16 protein-coding genes are annotated in these 14,378 nt (G+C 46.5%); 12 read left to right on the forward strand and 4 right to left on the reverse strand.

What is annotated here, in order from left to right; all coding sequences use genetic code 11:
• Positions 1–27: 27 nt before the first annotated feature.
• Positions 28–825: a DUF1350 family protein gene (locus tag RIF25_RS04790; protein ID WP_322877410.1), complete on the reverse strand. Its 798-nt coding sequence runs from the start codon at positions 823–825 to the stop codon at positions 28–30.
• 289 nt (positions 826–1,114) lie between these two features.
• Between RIF25_RS04790 and RIF25_RS04795 the strand changes: the two genes are divergently transcribed.
• The 3 genes from RIF25_RS04795 to RIF25_RS04805 all read left to right on the forward strand — a co-directional run bounded on the left by RIF25_RS04795 (position 1,115) and on the right by RIF25_RS04805 (position 3,509).
• Positions 1,115–1,888, forward strand: coding sequence for an energy-coupling factor ABC transporter ATP-binding protein (locus tag RIF25_RS04795; RefSeq protein ID WP_322877411.1), 774 nt, complete (start codon positions 1,115–1,117; stop codon positions 1,886–1,888).
• Between the two features lie 130 nt (positions 1,889–2,018).
• Positions 2,019–2,792: a hypothetical protein gene (locus tag RIF25_RS04800; protein WP_322877412.1), complete on the forward strand. Its 774-nt coding sequence runs from the start codon at positions 2,019–2,021 to the stop codon at positions 2,790–2,792.
• 69 nt (positions 2,793–2,861) lie between these two features.
• Positions 2,862–3,509, forward strand: coding sequence for a class I SAM-dependent methyltransferase (locus RIF25_RS04805; RefSeq protein WP_322877413.1), 648 nt, complete (start codon positions 2,862–2,864; stop codon positions 3,507–3,509).
• A gap of 25 nt (positions 3,510–3,534) precedes the next feature.
• On the opposite strand, the gene RIF25_RS04810 is transcribed toward RIF25_RS04805, so the two are convergent.
• Together RIF25_RS04810 and RIF25_RS04815 are read right to left on the reverse strand one after the other, a co-directional pair.
• Complete coding sequence (locus RIF25_RS04810) at positions 3,535–4,086, reverse strand: ExbD/TolR family protein (RefSeq protein ID WP_322877414.1); 552 nt, start codon at positions 4,084–4,086, stop codon at positions 3,535–3,537.
• A 12-nt stretch (positions 4,087–4,098) separates the two neighbouring features.
• Positions 4,099–4,761 carry a MotA/TolQ/ExbB proton channel family protein gene (locus RIF25_RS04815; RefSeq protein WP_322877415.1) on the reverse strand — a complete coding sequence of 221 codons (663 nt, stop codon included), beginning with the start codon at positions 4,759–4,761 and terminating at the stop codon, positions 4,099–4,101.
• 128 nt (positions 4,762–4,889) lie between these two features.
• Between RIF25_RS04815 and RIF25_RS04820 the strand changes: the two genes are divergently transcribed.
• The 6 genes from RIF25_RS04820 (at position 4,890) to RIF25_RS04845 (ending at position 12,612) form a co-directional block, all read left to right on the forward strand.
• Positions 4,890–5,162, forward strand: a complete 273-nt coding sequence (locus RIF25_RS04820; RefSeq protein WP_322877416.1) for a YkvA family protein — start codon at positions 4,890–4,892, stop codon at positions 5,160–5,162.
• 598 nt (positions 5,163–5,760) lie between these two features.
• Entirely contained in the window at positions 5,761–9,744 is a 3,984-nt protein-coding gene (locus tag RIF25_RS04825; protein WP_322877417.1) for a magnesium chelatase subunit H, read from the forward strand.
• 196 nt (positions 9,745–9,940) lie between these two features.
• Positions 9,941–10,438 carry a DUF4365 domain-containing protein gene (locus RIF25_RS04830; RefSeq protein ID WP_322877418.1) on the forward strand — a complete coding sequence of 166 codons (498 nt, stop codon included), beginning with the start codon at positions 9,941–9,943 and terminating at the stop codon, positions 10,436–10,438.
• On the forward strand, positions 10,439–11,593 hold the full coding sequence (locus tag RIF25_RS04835; RefSeq protein WP_322877419.1) for a hypothetical protein: 1,155 nt from the start codon (positions 10,439–10,441) through the stop codon (positions 11,591–11,593).
• Positions 11,594–11,845: 252 nt separating this feature from the next.
• Positions 11,846–12,220 (forward strand): DUF433 domain-containing protein, encoded by a 375-nt coding sequence (locus RIF25_RS04840; protein WP_322877420.1) that lies wholly within the window; start codon positions 11,846–11,848, stop codon positions 12,218–12,220.
• On the forward strand, positions 12,217–12,612 hold the full coding sequence (locus tag RIF25_RS04845; protein WP_322877421.1) for an ACP S-malonyltransferase: 396 nt from the start codon (positions 12,217–12,219) through the stop codon (positions 12,610–12,612). The genes RIF25_RS04840 and RIF25_RS04845 overlap by 4 nt, the downstream gene beginning before the upstream one ends.
• Positions 12,613–12,697: 85 nt before the next feature.
• Here the strand turns inward: RIF25_RS04845 and RIF25_RS04850 are convergent, their stop codons facing one another.
• Complete coding sequence (locus RIF25_RS04850) at positions 12,698–12,958, reverse strand: hypothetical protein (RefSeq protein WP_322877422.1); 261 nt, start codon at positions 12,956–12,958, stop codon at positions 12,698–12,700.
• Positions 12,959–13,310: 352 nt separating this feature from the next.
• Here RIF25_RS04850 and RIF25_RS04855 point away from each other — a divergent pair, with 352 nt between their 5' ends.
• From RIF25_RS04855 to RIF25_RS04865, 3 genes are read left to right on the forward strand one after another with little or no spacing between them, the layout of a single operon-like run.
• Positions 13,311–13,628 carry a S1 domain-containing protein gene (locus RIF25_RS04855; protein ID WP_322877423.1) on the forward strand — a complete coding sequence of 106 codons (318 nt, stop codon included), beginning with the start codon at positions 13,311–13,313 and terminating at the stop codon, positions 13,626–13,628.
• 49 nt (positions 13,629–13,677) lie between these two features.
• Positions 13,678–13,920, forward strand: a complete 243-nt coding sequence (locus RIF25_RS04860; protein ID WP_322877424.1) for a hypothetical protein — start codon at positions 13,678–13,680, stop codon at positions 13,918–13,920.
• On the forward strand, positions 13,920–14,378 hold the full coding sequence (locus tag RIF25_RS04865) for a type II toxin-antitoxin system VapC family toxin (RefSeq protein WP_322877425.1): 459 nt from the start codon (positions 13,920–13,922) through the stop codon (positions 14,376–14,378). Before RIF25_RS04860 ends, RIF25_RS04865 begins: the two co-directional genes overlap by 1 nt.

The following is a 14,378-nucleotide window of genomic DNA, read 5'->3' on the forward strand; positions in this document are numbered from 1 at the left end:
TTCCTACTGTACCGGATGGAGTCAGTTTTAACGATACTGTTGGACGGGTTCAAGCCAGTGAAGAATTTCCTGTTCTAGCTGTTGCAACTCCGTAAAGAGGGTTTGCCGTAGCCATTGCCCAACTGCATCGAGGGGGGAAAAGTCCTGGCCGGGTTGCCAACTCCAATCTTGGCCCAGGGGTGTAAGGTGATTTCCGGCTAACCGTTTGCTGGTGATCAAAAAGTCGGGGCGTTGCTCCAGGATGTGAATCAGGCGGGGGGTTTGGTCAATATCATCGTTTTGGAAGCGGATTAAGAGGTTGCGGCGGATCCGGTAGCCTTCATGGATCATCCGTTCCGTTTCCCGCGGACTGGGACTAAATTCTGTGGTGCTGAAACTCTCCCGCAACCCCCGCAGGTTTTCTGATTTCAGGACGGACTCCATAAAGGGGATGGATTGACTGGCACTGTAGTTATTAAAGGCTAAAAAAATATTTCCGGCCCGCTCGGCCCCATAGAGACTGGTGATGAGCAGATGGAGTTTGCAGCCCATACTGTGCCCCAGGCCATAGATCGGTAAAAATCGCTTCAGACGGTGACGTTGCTCGAGATAATTTAGGCCGGTGTTAAATTGCCGCAGGGCCTGGGCTGCCAAGGTGGTGTGATCCAAGGTACTCAGAAACGGGGTGGCAATGACAACATAGTTATGCTTGGCTAAAAATTCCAATAACCGCCGATAGGTTACCTGGGGAGCCGCCGCCACAAAGGCCCCACCAACAAAGTGAATCACCCCCAAGGCCCGGCTGGGAGTTAAAATCCAGGCCCCCTTATGTTCTTGCCACTCCATCCCCGTTGTACTTTCCTTGATTTTAATTGCCCGGTATGTCCATGCTTAGTCTAATCAAGGTTGATGGGGTGAAACCAAAGAGTAGATCATCCCTAAAGCAGAGAAATTACCTCAAAATGTTTCCTGACCTGGGTTATGGGTCAATTTACTACTGCGCGCCTGGACACTGCAAAAGCTAAAAATCTCCTGAAGTTTGGTCAATCTGGGAAATTTGGCCCCTTAGCATTATTTCTGAGCTTGTTCCAAAATGGAAGCTGCATTCTCCACAGAAATATTTGGCTGACTGACCATGCACCACAACCCCATCTGGATAAAAAATCTCAGCTATGTCTATCCCGATGGCACCCAGGCCCTGCACCATATTTCGATCTCCATTGCCGCAACAGAACGGGTGGCGATTGTCGGGGCCAATGGATCGGGAAAATCCACCCTCCTGCTGCATCTGAATGGGATTTTTTTGCCCCAGGCCGGGGAAGTTCGGGTGGGCGAGATGCTCGTGACTCACCAAAATTTACGGGCGATTCGCAACTTTGTTGGCCTGGTGTTTCAGAATCCCGATGATCAGTTATTCATGCCCACGGTGGGGGATGATGTCGCCTTTGGTCCGAAAAATCTCGGCTTAACAGGAACAGCCTTGGGGCAACGGGTGTATCAATCTTTGTACGCAGTGGGGATTGATCCAGACACCTACGGGCCACGGAATCCCCAAAACTTATCGGGTGGTGAAAAAAAACGAATTGCCATTGCCGGCGTGTTAGCGATGCAGCCCCAAGTCCTTGGCCTGGATGAACCCACCGCCCAACTGGATCCCCGCTCCCGCCGCCAACTGATTGAACTGTTGCATCGCCTCCCCTTGACCCAAGTGATTGTTACCCATGATTTAGACCTGGCCCTAGAGCTTTGCCCCCGCACAATTGTTTTAAGCCAAGGAAAAATTGTCTTTGATGGCGGCACGGCCCAGGCCCTAGGTGATGTTAATTTTCTCCAGGCCCATGCCCTTGAATCCCCTCTGAGTTATGCCCGTCCCTACTGTAATCTCCGCGATGCTCCAGCCCTATTATGAAAGGTAATTGACACAGGTACAATCTTAAGCATCCAGGCCAGCCTAGCAACTATGAAAGATATTCTGATTGGGTTGAGTGGAATTTGGAGGGCTTTTGTCTTTGCTGATTCTGAATTAACTGGAGGCATTGATGTTGCAACCTGGGGATAGGGTTGAATTTAGTTTCTGGGAAGCGGGCTGCATGATTTGGCTCGGCTCCTTAGATGTTTATGAGTCCTTTTGCCAGGCCTGGTTTAGCCTCGAAGATAATGTGATCAAAACGGATGCGGCGGCGATTCAAGACCTGATTCTTAATCAACGAGCAATTATGCCCATGGAGTTATACCAAGATGATGGGTTTCGGACTCGGGTGATTCTCCGGGAACTGAATCAGCGGGAACAGGAGGATTGGACGGCACGCGTGGCCGGGCAACTGAATTTACCCACGGGGCAGATGGTGGTGTCGGGAATTGTAGATCGCAATCAAGAGGTTCCTGCTTTGGCTGATATTGACCCTGAGGATGGGCTGCAACTGTATGTAAACGTAACCCCCGGCGAATATGCGGTCACGGTCTATGCCTATCCCCCCGGAGACCTATCCACGGGTTGGGGGCAGATCGCTGATCCAGATTTATTTAAACCCACAGCAGGCATCGAACCCGAAAATCCCCTCGACTATTTTTTACGCACGCGCCCCGGTGAAGCCATGCCAGATTGGTTAGGGGCAGAGTATGGGGCTACAGCAGCAGAACGAGACGAGTTTAACCAAGCCTGTGAAGAGAGTCCGGGGTTTATTGATTTTGTCGTCCAACTATTGCCCTTAAAAGAGCCGCTGCCCAGTCCCTGGCTAGATGGTGAGATGTTTATCCCCTGGGAATTTCGTAAGCCCCAACGGTTTCCCTTAGGTGTGCCAGCTCAGGCCTGAAAACGTTCAGCTTGTCGAGTTAATTGCGTTACTGTGAGGGGTGAAGTTAATCTTTTTTGCAGATTTCCAATGGCTTCTGTGCTCCAGGCCCCCCAACGGCAAAAATTAGACCCTAGTAGTGATGATCGCCTGTTCTATGATGTTCCCCGCTTTGTCACCCATGTGGATGCTGGATTTATTGCCCAACTGACTAACCTCTATCGGCAACGACTACGCCCAGAGATGCGGATTTTGGATTTAATGAGCAGTTGGGTCTCCCATTTACCGCCGGAAATGCGCTTTATGGAAGTGGTCGGCCATGGGTTGAATGGGGCGGAACTGGCTAAAAATCCCCGCTTGGATCAGCATTTTGTCCAGAATCTCAATCAAGAATTAGCCTTACCGTTGCCCGATGCCAGCTTTGATGCGGTGTTGAATACGGTTTCGGTTCAATATCTCCAATACCCAGAAGCCATTTTCGCGGAAATTTATCGAGTTTTGCGGCCAGGTGGGATCATTATTGTTAGTTTTTCCAACCGAATGTTTTATCAAAAAGCAATCCAGGCCTGGCGAGATGGAGATGACCAGGATCATGTGGAATTAGTGAAGTCCTACGTTCAGGCCATACCAGGATTTATCCCACCAGAGGTGATCGCCAATGGGGGCCTGGGAAAATTTCTGCCTTGGCTTTCTTTAGGCGATCCCTTTTATGCCGTGATCAGCCAGCGAGCAATTTAGAGCAAAGGTTAGAGAGACCACAATCCTACTGGTTCGGTTCTAAGGGTAAAGTGGGCAAACTTGGGCTAGGCAAGGGTGTGGGGATGGCATTGGGAGTAATTGGATTTGTGGGGGACGTATTTAGGGGAGGAATGTTAAAAAGTTCTGAACTGGAGTTATTGAGCGTGGGTTGGTCAGTGGGTTGAGTGGCCAAGGCGACCCGATTCCCCCCCACAGACCGGAGTAAGTCCAAAACTTGAATGACTTCGTTATAGCTAACTAACTGTGAGGCTCTTAAAACAACCAGGCCCTGCGGATTTGTCCGTAAATAGGTCAACAGCCGCTCATACAACTGATCCCGATTAACTGGATCCTGCTCCACATAGGTTTGCCCCGTCGGATCAATACTAACCACGAGCAATTTTTGGGACTGGGCCTGACTGGTACTGGCTTTGGGGAGGTCTAAGCTGATGGCCTGTTGGCGGGTGAGGGCGACTGCGGCCAGGATAAAAAAGGTCAAAATGCAAAACACCACGTCGATCAAGGGCAGCATCTCAATCCGAGCATTGTCCCCTTCATTGGGCAGATGGACTTTCATGGGTGCAGTTTCCTAAGGATAAGCGGACTCGACTGGGCTGATACCGGCTTGTTGTTGTAACCAGGCCTGGCGATAGGTCAATTCCAACTCATTACCCGTGCGGCGAAAAATTTGGGCTTGTTGAAACAGCAGGGCCTGGAAAAATCGCTGAAAGGCCAAGGTGACAATTGCGACCACTAAGCCCGTTGCCGTACTGATCAAGGCCTCACTAATCCCAATGCTCACCCCAGTAGTAGCCGGTGTGCCCAAATCCCCCAAACGAACTTGCCCCAGAGCATTAATCAGACCCAAGACGGTTCCCAACAGACCCAGGAGGGGAGCCATCGTAATTGTGGCCTCTAAAACTTTTTCCCCCCGCCGCATGGCCGAGAGTTCTTCATCTGCTGCTGCTTCCAGAGCTAAACGAAAAATTTCCGGTTCCGTATTCACCAGTTGTAACGGTGTCGCTAAAAATCTGCCCATGGGTTGTTCACTGGCCTGGATCGCAATAGTTAGAGCCGCTTGCCAGTTTTGTTGGGCAGCGATCAGAATTTGTTCCGCTAGTTTACGCTCCCCCCGAAAAACAAGGCTCCAAAACCAAAGGCGTTCAAAAATTGTTCCCAAGGCCAAAATTGATAGGACTAACAGGGGCCACATGGCCAGGCCACCACGGTTAAATGCCTCAGCAATATTCACAGTTTGTTCCCTAAATGCAGACGTTCCCATTCCCAGGTTAGATTAGCAAAAATCTCGCGGGTGGATTTCCACACCTGTAGCATAGATTTTTTCATGGCACAATCTTAGGTAATGATGAGGGTTGATTCATGGCCGCCTTTTACAACTGGTATCGCAACACCTTACGCCATCCCAAGTATCGCTGGTTAGTGATTGGCGCTAGTTTACTGTACCTGTTTAGTCCCCTGGATATTTCCCCCGATTTAATCCCCATTGTTGGCCAAGTAGATGATGTTGCCGTAATCATGTTATTGGCCAGTGAAGTGACGCAAATGCTAGTGGAACGGATTCGTTCTCGGAAGCAACAGACCGCCGCCCCCGCCGCAGAACAAACCGTTGACGTTTCCGCTGAGTCCTTTTAAGGGGTTGGTTGGCCGCGGCAGCTTCGAGCTTGGGATAGCAGAAACATATTGGTTTTAATTTCCAGGCCAGGTTGAGGTTAATAATTTTGCTTCCTACCAGACAGGGTAGTGGTTCCATAAAGTTCCCTCGCCCGATCTCGCTCCCCATGACTAATTTTCAACTGATTCCAATAGTTACCCCAGGAGTGATGGAGATTGCCGTGTCTGAGCCTGTGATCCTGAAGGCAACTTTTAGCTAGCACCAAACCAAAGTTTAAGGAATTAAAAATTTCCTTCAGCTGCTTGGATGTGATCTGGACAACATGATGGAGCACCATTCACTTCCGCGGCCGCGGCGCGCCAGCCCATAAGTCCCCAACAAAAACCCAGGATAGGATAAAGGTTCACAAAACTTCATTACGTTTATCTGGTTTACCTAGAGAATAGTAAATATTGATTAATATTATCTGACTACTTCTTTTCAAATTGTGACGGAATCCGGCTCTATCGCTGATTTTGCGGCAATTCTTTGCTACAAGGTGATAGAAGGCTTGTTTGTTCACGCCCTTAACAATTCTTCACATTTGTGAATTTTTAGTTACTCAAGGAGTTAGAACGCATGTTCACCCACGTCAAGTCCACAATTCGCCATTTGGCCCCAGAATCCTTAAACGGGCGGTCGCTGATGCGAGTGGTCTATGTGGTGTTAGAGGCCCAATACCAAAGTGCTTTGTCTGGAGCCGTAAAAGCAATTAATGCGAAAAACCCCGGCCTGGCGATTGAAATCAGTGGCTATCTTCTGGAAGAACTGCGGAATCCCGAAAACTACCAGGCCTTTTGTGAAGATGTGGCTCGGGCCAATGTCTTTATTGCTTCCTTGATTTTTATTGAAGACCTGGCCGATAAAGTCGTGGCGGCTGTGGAACCCTACAAAGAACGCTTAGATGTGGCCGTGGTTTTTCCGTCCATGCCCCAGGTAATGCGCCTGAACAAAATGGGCAGTTTTTCCATGTCCCAACTCGGTCAGTCCAAGAGCATGATTGGCCAGTTCATGAAAAAGCGGAAAGAAAAGGCCGGTTCTAGTTTCCAAGATGGAATGCTGAAGCTGCTACAAACTTTACCAAAAGTCCTCAAATATCTCCCGATTGACAAAGCCCAGGATGCCCGCAACTTCATGCTCAGTTTCCAATATTGGCTGGGTGGCTCCCCGGAAAACCTGGAAAACTTTTTGTTGATGCTCGGGGATCGCTATGTCTTCAAAGGCGAACTGAACATTGCCGAGCAAACCTATCAAGACCCGGTTACCTATCCCGACACCGGCATTTGGCATCCCCTCGCCCCGCAGATGTTCGAGGACTTAAAAGAATATTGCAACTGGTTCAACAGCCGCCGGGATATTTCCGATGATCTCAAGGATCCACTGGTTCCGACGGTCGGACTGATTCTCCAACGGACTCACCTAGTTACCGGGGATGATGCCCATTATGTGGCGGTTGTTCAAGAACTTGAATCCTCTGGAGCGCGGGTGATTCCAGTATTTTCAGGGGGCCTGGATTTCTCGAAGCCAATGGATTTGTTTTTCTATGATCCGCTCCAGCCGGAAAAAGCAATTGTCGATTGTGTCCTCAACCTGACTGGATTTGCTCTAGTCGGTGGCCCGGCCAAACAGGATCATCCCAAGGCGATTGCCGCGCTGAAGAAACTGAATCGTCCCTACATGGTGTCGTTGCCCCTTGTCTTTCAAACTACGGAAGAATGGGAAGACAGTGATCTCGGCCTGCATCCGATCCAAGTGGCACTGCAAATTGCCTTACCGGAGCTAGATGGGGCGATTGAACCGATTATTCTCTCAGGCCGGGATGGTGCGACAGGAAAAGCCATTGCCCTGCAAGATCGGGTGGAAACCATTGCTCAACGGGCGATGAACTGGGCCAACCTCCGCCGCAAACCCAAGGTGAACAAAAAAGTTGCGATCACGATTTTTAGCTTCCCCCCCGACAAAGGCAATATTGGTACGGCCGCCTATTTGGATGTGTTTGGCTCCATTTATAAAGTCATGGAGGGACTAAAAAACAACGGCTACGATGTCGAGAATATGCCGGCCAATGCCGAAACCTTGATGCAGGAAATTCTCCACGATGCCCAGGCCCGGTATAGCAGCCCCGAACTCAACATCGCCTATCGGATGCCGGTGAACGAATACGAAAAACTCACCCCCTTTGCTAAACGCCTGGAAGAAAACTGGGGCAAAGCACCGGGAGAACTCAACAGCGATGGCCAAAATCTCCTCGTCTTTGGGAAAGAATACGGCAACGTCTTTATTGGGGTGCAGCCCACCTTTGGCTATGAAGGCGACCCGATGCGGTTGCTGTTTTCTCGCTCAGCTAGTCCCCACCACGGCTTTGCGGCTTACTATACCTATCTGAATAAAATCTGGAAAGCCGATGCAGTCTTGCATTTTGGTACCCACGGCTCCTTGGAATTTATGCCCGGCAAACAAATGGGGATGTCCGGTGACTGTTACCCCGATAACCTGATTGGCAACATTCCTAACCTTTACTACTACGCCGCTAATAACCCCTCGGAAGCCACCATTGCCAAACGCCGCAGTTACGCCAACACGATTAGTTACCTCACGCCCCCGGCGGAAAATGCGGGATTGTATAAGGGCCTGCGGGAACTGAGCGAGTTAATTGCCTCCTATCAAACCCTGAAAGAAAGTGGGCGGGGGATTCAGATTGTCAACACGATCATGGATAAATGTCGCTTGGTCAATTTGGATCAGGATGTCAATCTGCCGGATCAAGATGCCGCGGATATGTCGGCTGAACAACGGGATGGGATTGTCGGCAAAATCTACATCAAATTGATGGAAATTGAGGCCCGCTTACTGCCCTGTGGTTTGCATGTGATTGGGAAGCCCCCCAGCACTGAAGAAGCCGCCGCCACGTTGGTGAATATTGCCAGCTTGGATCGCCCGGAAGATGAGATTCTTAGCCTGCCCCGAATTATTGCCCAAAGCATTGGCCGGGAGATGGAGGAAATTTACAAAAACAGTGATGCCGGGGTTTTGGCCGATGTCGAACTCTTGCAAGCGATCACCCAGGCTACCCGTGCCGCTGTGGATGCCCTAGTCCAGGCCCAGGCCGATGCCGATGGTCGGATTTCGAAGGTATCGAAACTGAATTTCTTTAACATGGGCCGGAAAGAACCCTGGATTGAAGCCCTGTGCAATGCCGGATATCCCCAAGTCAATGCCGCTGACCTCAAGCCCTTGATGGAATATCTGGAATTCTGTTTGCAGCAGATTGTCGCCGATAACGAATTGGGGGCCTTGCTCCAAGCCTTAGAAGGGGAATATATCTTGCCGGGGCCTGGTGGGGATCCGATTCGGAATCCGGATGTGCTACCCACTGGGAAAAATATCCATGCCTTGGATCCCCAGGCCATCCCGACAGCCGCCGCGGTGCAATCGGCCAAAGTGGTTGTGGATCGGTTACTGGCTCGGCAAAAAGCAGAAAACAATAATCAATGGCCGGAAACCATTGCCTTAGTGCTCTGGGGAACGGATAACATCAAAACCTATGGCGAATCCTTGGCTCAAGTTCTCTGGATGGTGGGGGTGCGGCCGTTGCCGGATTCCTTGGGGCGGATGAACAAGTTGGAGTTAATTTCACTGGAAGAACTGGGCCGGCCCCGGATTGATGTGGTCGTCAACTGTTCCGGTGTGTTTCGGGATTTGTTTATTAATCAAATGGACTTAATCGACCGAGCTGTAAAAATGGCCGCTGAAGCCGATGAACCCGCCGAGATGAACTTTATCCGCAAGCACGCCCTGAAACAGGCCGAGGAATTAGGCGTGAATATTCGCCAGGCCGCGACCAGGGTATTTACCAATGCGTCCGGTTCCTATGCCGCTAATGTCAACTTGGCCGTGGAAAACAGCAGTTGGGAGCAAGAGTCGGAATTGCAGGATATGTATTTATCCCGGAAGTCGTTCGCGTTTTCGGCAGATTCTCCGGGGACGATGGAGCAATCTCGGCAGATTTTCGAGTCGGCCCTGAAAACCGTAGATGCCACGTTCCAAAACCTGGATTCGGCGGAAATCAGCTTGACCGATGTGAGCCACTATTTTGATTCGGATCCGACCAAAGTTGTTAGTAGTCTGCGGAAGGATGGCAAGCAACCCCTGTCCTATATTGCGGATACGACCACGGCTAATGCTCAAGTCCGGTCACTTTCGGAAACGGTGCGCTTAGACAGCCGGACGAAACTCCTCAATCCCAAGTGGTATGAAGGAATGCTCTCCCACGGTTATGAAGGGGTGCGGGAAATCTCAAAACGCTTGGTAAATACAATGGGCTGGTCGGCAACGGCGGGCGCAGTGGATAACTGGGTTTATGAGGATGTCAACACGACTTTTATTCACGATGAGGAAATGCGGCAACGGATGCTGAATCTGAATCCCCACTCCTTCCGCAAGATTGTCAGCACGTTGTTGGAAGTCAATGGCCGGGGCTATTGGGAAACCAGCGAAGAAAACCTAGACTTGTTACGGCAACTCTATCAAGAGGTGGAGGATAAAATCGAAGGGGTAGAATAATACGTTTGTTGTGCTTGGGGGGTAATATTAATCACCCCTTGAGTAGTATCAAAACACCATTAATCCGTTTGAGTAATCAGATATTTAAGTTACAGGGAATTAATCTCCTTGTTTGACTTGGCTCTGATAATTTAGCAGTTTTATTATGTGTCAATAAAATATTTCTATAGTCTGCTTTATGAATGTAGAAACAAGAATGGAAAGCTTTAGCTACGCCTATATTTATGCATTAGCTTCACAAGCAGGCTTTACCTTTAATCAGGAACCCAAAGGATTAGACAATATTGGAATAGATATATGTGTAAAAGACCCACTCAGATTATATAATCTGCCGCCCTGTCAGTTTTATGCACAGGTGAAGTGTGTAAGAAAAACGAAATTAATAAGGAATAAAAACGGAATTTTTTATGGAATCAAAAAGAAGTACTATGACAGTCTGACCAAGTCGAGACCTTATAATACCATTCTACTCTTTGTTGTAGTCGTACCAGATGACCCAAGGAACTGGATAGATATTGACGAGCTTAGTATAATTGTGAAACATAATTGTTACTGGTTTTGTTTTCAAGATCATCCCCTATCAAATCACAATCATAAGGATAGCAAGAAGAATATTCAGCTTTTTGAGACGAATTTACTTACACCTGAGTCCTTTCCCCTTCTGATGCAGAAAATTGCAGATGGAGAGATGTAAATGAAAACTTATGATCTGAGTAAATATAGATTCATTGAACCAGATGCAGTAACTCATTTTTTGCTTGGTCAGGGATGGGAAGAATTCAATAAAAAAGATGGAATAGTTTCAATTTGGGGAATTGAAAAAGCAGGTGATATTTTTAAAATTCTCCTCCCTCTAAATCCTGAATCACCTGACTATCCAAATAGAATGCTTGAAGCAGTAAAAATAATTGGACTTGTAGAGTCACGAGAAGAAAGTGATCTGCTAAAAAGCTTTCTAAATAATTCCATTTTCGCAAGAGAATCAAATCGAGAATTAATGGATTTGCGACTTTTGCCTGAATTAGAAAGTGTAGAAAAAAATGAGTTTCCTGCTAAAATGCTGGGCTATATATTGTCTTCTTTGCAGAATTTGATAGATGCAATTGGTCAAGCTGAAGAGGGATATAGATCGAGTATTACTGGTGTAATTTCAAAGACAATAACCGATAGAACAAGACTTTCTGTAATTGGAACTGCTCCAGGGTCATTTATCGTGAAACTTGCAGGGCCAACTGCCCCTACTCAAACAAACTTATTTGACGAAGTGGATGGATCTCTAGAGCAAAGAGCTTTAAATTCATTCTTGACATTAATAAGAGTTAGCCATGAGGGAAAAATGGATGATTTGAGAGAACTCCTTATTAAGTTGGAAAGACGTACAGTAGTAACGTATAAAAAATTTCTTAGTAATGTATCTTCGGCAAATTCTGGTTTTGATATTAAATTAGGATCTACCAACCCTAATATTGGAGGTGAGGCTCGCCTTAATTCTTCTGAAATCCTTGGCTTAATAGATTTTTTAAGTCGTATTGAAAGTCAAACACCAGAAATTATTAAGGTTGATGGAACTCTAAAGCTAGTTGGGGAAAAGGATAGTAAAAACAATTTTACTTTTAAAATGGAAAGACTTGGAGATGGCAAGATTTTTCATGGAAAGATAGCTTCTTCAGTAATTGAGAACGGTGTAGAATTGACACTCAACAGAAAATACTCTGCTTTCATTGAAGAAACTGAATCAATTAACGTCATCACAAATGAGTCTGTAAAAAATTGGAAATTAGTTGATATTCATTATCTAGAAGAAACCTCTCGCTCCGAGGACAATATTCTTTCTGATATTCCACACTAGTCAAAGAGAGAAATATATTTTATTGAAAATAATCTGCTAAATTTATATATCCAGGCTAAAAATTTAGAACAATTCTTCTTGCATTAACGGTAACTGCTACTTTGCTGGCCCAATGACACAAGTATTGCCGAGGAATTTAACCAGAATTACAAAGAAGGAATTCTTGAGGTGGCGATTAGTGGTCAAGGCATATTGCCGCAAATATAGAGCTACGATGATATTGTCACATAGGGTATCTCAGAGGTCATGGATATGACTACAGTATCCAACCATCAACCCAAGATTATTCGCACAGAGCGAGGATTAACCATTTCTGGCACTCGCATCACCCTCTACGATGTTATGGACTATGTAACGGCTCAGTATCCCCCAAAATTTATTCGCTCCTTGTTTGATCTCACGGAGGCAGAGATTAGTACTGCTTTGTCCTACATTGAAGCCAATCGCCCTGAGGTTGAAGCCGAGTATCAACAGGTTCTTAAACAAGCTGAGGAAAATCGGCAATATTGGGAAGAGCGCAGTCATCAACATCTTGCTCACGTTGTCAAGAGACCACCCAGGCCTGATCAAGAAGCTCTTTGGGCAAAACTGCAAGCACAGAAAGCAAGACATGATCTAGATGCATGAACTTTTTGGTCGATCACAACCTGGGGGGACATGCAGAAATTTTATTAGGCAATATCGCCAGTCAAGGGTGGCTAGAACTACTTCCGATCCGCTTTGTCACCTTCAAGGAGATGAATTTATCAATCAACAGTAATGATCGTATGGTTTGGCGGACTGCTCAGGCAAATCGGATGATTCTGCTGACTGCTAACCGAAGTATGAAAGGTCAAGACTCCCTAGAACAGGTTATTCAAGAGGAGAATTCAGTCGATTCCCTTCCTGTTATTACCATCGCAGATGCAGATCGTTTCTTAGCTGATCGAGTTTATCGAAATCGTTGTGCTGACCGTCTTCTCGAAATTATGTTGGAAATCGAAACTTGGATCGGGGTTGGTCGCCTTTTTATTCCTTAATGGGTTTGAACCAATTTAACGATTTCTCCACAGCGCAGTCTATCCCAGGCCAACATTCCACCACAAGATTGATAGTATTTAGTACTTAAGACAGAACTGGAGTTTTCAAGGGCGTTGTCAGTTGCAACCAATAGACTGTTTTTCCTTCAGATTCCGCTTTTTTTGCTAATTTTTGATTTTGCTCATTAATCCAGGCATCTTCAGTCATCGGCAAAACAACCGCACTGGCAGGAACACCAGGAATATTGCCCCCATGCTGCTTCAAAAGATCGCGAAACTCAAATGCCGCTTGGATATTGGCAGCCGCTAATCGCTTTTGTTCAGAGTCGGTTAAGTTCAGCTTCATTTTGAAATGACCAAACCCATGCCAAGGCCCCTACCTTTGAACCCTTTATCTAAATCCTAGCAGTCAAAGTAAGATCGATGTTTTTAATTAATGATAAGGCTGTCAGTCTTTGACGGAAACTGCTACTTTGCTGGCCCTCTGGATAGAAGCATTGCTGAAGAGTTTAACCAGAGTTACAAAGAAGGAATTCTTAAAGTGACAACTGATCAAGAAAGTTATGAGAAATATTTCCAGCCCCTTGAGCATCGCTATGATGAAAAGGGAAATCGTAGCCGGATTGAGGTCGTTGTGCCTCAGAGCTTTTTTCTATACTCAATAAATTTCCACGAGTCCTAAAGCCACGGTGAGCAGAATGGATAGTAAAAATTGGGAACAAATAAAATCTCAGTCTAAGCTCGGTCAGTTTGTTCAAGGCACAGTGGAGTTTCATGCACCTTTTGGAGTTTTTCTAACAATTGATGAACCTTTAGTTAAAGGGTTAATCAAAATTCCCGACTTTTTAGACGAGGGAGAAATGACTGAAGCCATGTATCCCGAAATTGGTACAACATTAGGCGCAGTTGTAGTTGGTTATAACGAGAGTAATTGTCGCGAAATTTACTTAAGTGCAAGACCCAGTGTTCTTCATAAAGCGCTTGTCCCCCTAAGCTTTCCTACTTTGGCTGTATAAAATTTCTCTCTATATAATGAAGCAATCAATTTTAGCTTGGAGTTAGCCTATGCTGCGAGAAGAACTTAAAAAAGAATTAGATAAACTCAACGATGAGCAACTTAAACAAATTGCTGATTTTATTGCTTTAGTTGAACAACAGCCACAACAAATTACCCGATCGCAACCATTTTGGCAAACAGCGATACCTTTAGACAGGGCTACAGAATTTCAGCGATGGGTGTCACAACTTCCTAAGAGTAACTCAAGCTTAAATGACTCAGCCTTTAATCGCGATAGCATTTATGAATAATGACAAAATATCTCCTTGATACGAATGTTGTCATGCGCTTTTGTAATCCTTCTGATACCCAACATCAGCTTGCAACAGAAGCAGTCTTTCACATACTCATGCAGTCAGATGAATGTTTACTGATTCCGCAAGTTATTATTGAGTTTTGGGTCGTTGCCACAAGACCAATTCAAGCAAATGGCCTGGCCTGGACTGTAGAACGGACTAGAAATATGATTGATCAACTTCTTGATCGTTTTCCAGTTTTAGATGAAAATCCAGAGATTTTCCCAAATTGGTTGAACCTAGTCACCACTCACAAAGTAATGGGTAAGCGCACTCATGATGCTCGTATCATTGCTGCCATGCTTTCACATGAAATTACACATCTCTTGACCTTCAATCCAAGCGACTTTACTGGTCTATCAAGTATTAAAATCGTTCATCCACAAGACTTGATTTTGTTTGAGGCTCAGTAG

It is taken from the genome of Pseudocalidococcus azoricus BACA0444 (genome assembly GCF_031729055.1).
Taxonomy (GTDB): domain Bacteria; phylum Cyanobacteriota; class Cyanobacteriia; order Thermosynechococcales; family Thermosynechococcaceae; genus Pseudocalidococcus; species Pseudocalidococcus azoricus.

Excerpts from the sequence above, each read along its gene's own strand:
- RIF25_RS04790 (WP_322877410.1), bottom strand. The coding sequence starts at position 825 with ATGGAGTGGCAAGAACATAAGGGGGCCTGGATTTTAACTCCCAGCCGG.
- RIF25_RS04795 (WP_322877411.1), top strand. The coding sequence starts at position 1,115 with ATGCACCACAACCCCATCTGGATAAAAAATCTCAGCTATGTCTATCCC.
- RIF25_RS04800 (WP_322877412.1), top strand. The coding sequence starts at position 2,019 with ATGTTGCAACCTGGGGATAGGGTTGAATTTAGTTTCTGGGAAGCGGGC.
- RIF25_RS04805 (WP_322877413.1), top strand. The coding sequence starts at position 2,862 with ATGGCTTCTGTGCTCCAGGCCCCCCAACGGCAAAAATTAGACCCTAGT.
- RIF25_RS04810 (WP_322877414.1), bottom strand. The coding sequence starts at position 4,086 with ATGAAAGTCCATCTGCCCAATGAAGGGGACAATGCTCGGATTGAGATG.
- RIF25_RS04820 (WP_322877416.1), top strand. The coding sequence starts at position 4,890 with ATGGCCGCCTTTTACAACTGGTATCGCAACACCTTACGCCATCCCAAG.
- RIF25_RS04825 (WP_322877417.1), top strand. The coding sequence starts at position 5,761 with ATGTTCACCCACGTCAAGTCCACAATTCGCCATTTGGCCCCAGAATCC.
- RIF25_RS04830 (WP_322877418.1), top strand. The coding sequence starts at position 9,941 with ATGGAAAGCTTTAGCTACGCCTATATTTATGCATTAGCTTCACAAGCA.
- RIF25_RS04835 (WP_322877419.1), top strand. The coding sequence starts at position 10,439 with ATGAAAACTTATGATCTGAGTAAATATAGATTCATTGAACCAGATGCA.
- RIF25_RS04840 (WP_322877420.1), top strand. The coding sequence starts at position 11,846 with ATGACTACAGTATCCAACCATCAACCCAAGATTATTCGCACAGAGCGA.
- RIF25_RS04845 (WP_322877421.1), top strand. The coding sequence starts at position 12,217 with ATGAACTTTTTGGTCGATCACAACCTGGGGGGACATGCAGAAATTTTA.
- RIF25_RS04850 (WP_322877422.1), bottom strand. The coding sequence starts at position 12,958 with ATGAAGCTGAACTTAACCGACTCTGAACAAAAGCGATTAGCGGCTGCC.
- RIF25_RS04855 (WP_322877423.1), top strand. The coding sequence starts at position 13,311 with ATGGATAGTAAAAATTGGGAACAAATAAAATCTCAGTCTAAGCTCGGT.
- RIF25_RS04860 (WP_322877424.1), top strand. The coding sequence starts at position 13,678 with ATGCTGCGAGAAGAACTTAAAAAAGAATTAGATAAACTCAACGATGAG.
- RIF25_RS04865 (WP_322877425.1), top strand. The coding sequence starts at position 13,920 with ATGACAAAATATCTCCTTGATACGAATGTTGTCATGCGCTTTTGTAAT.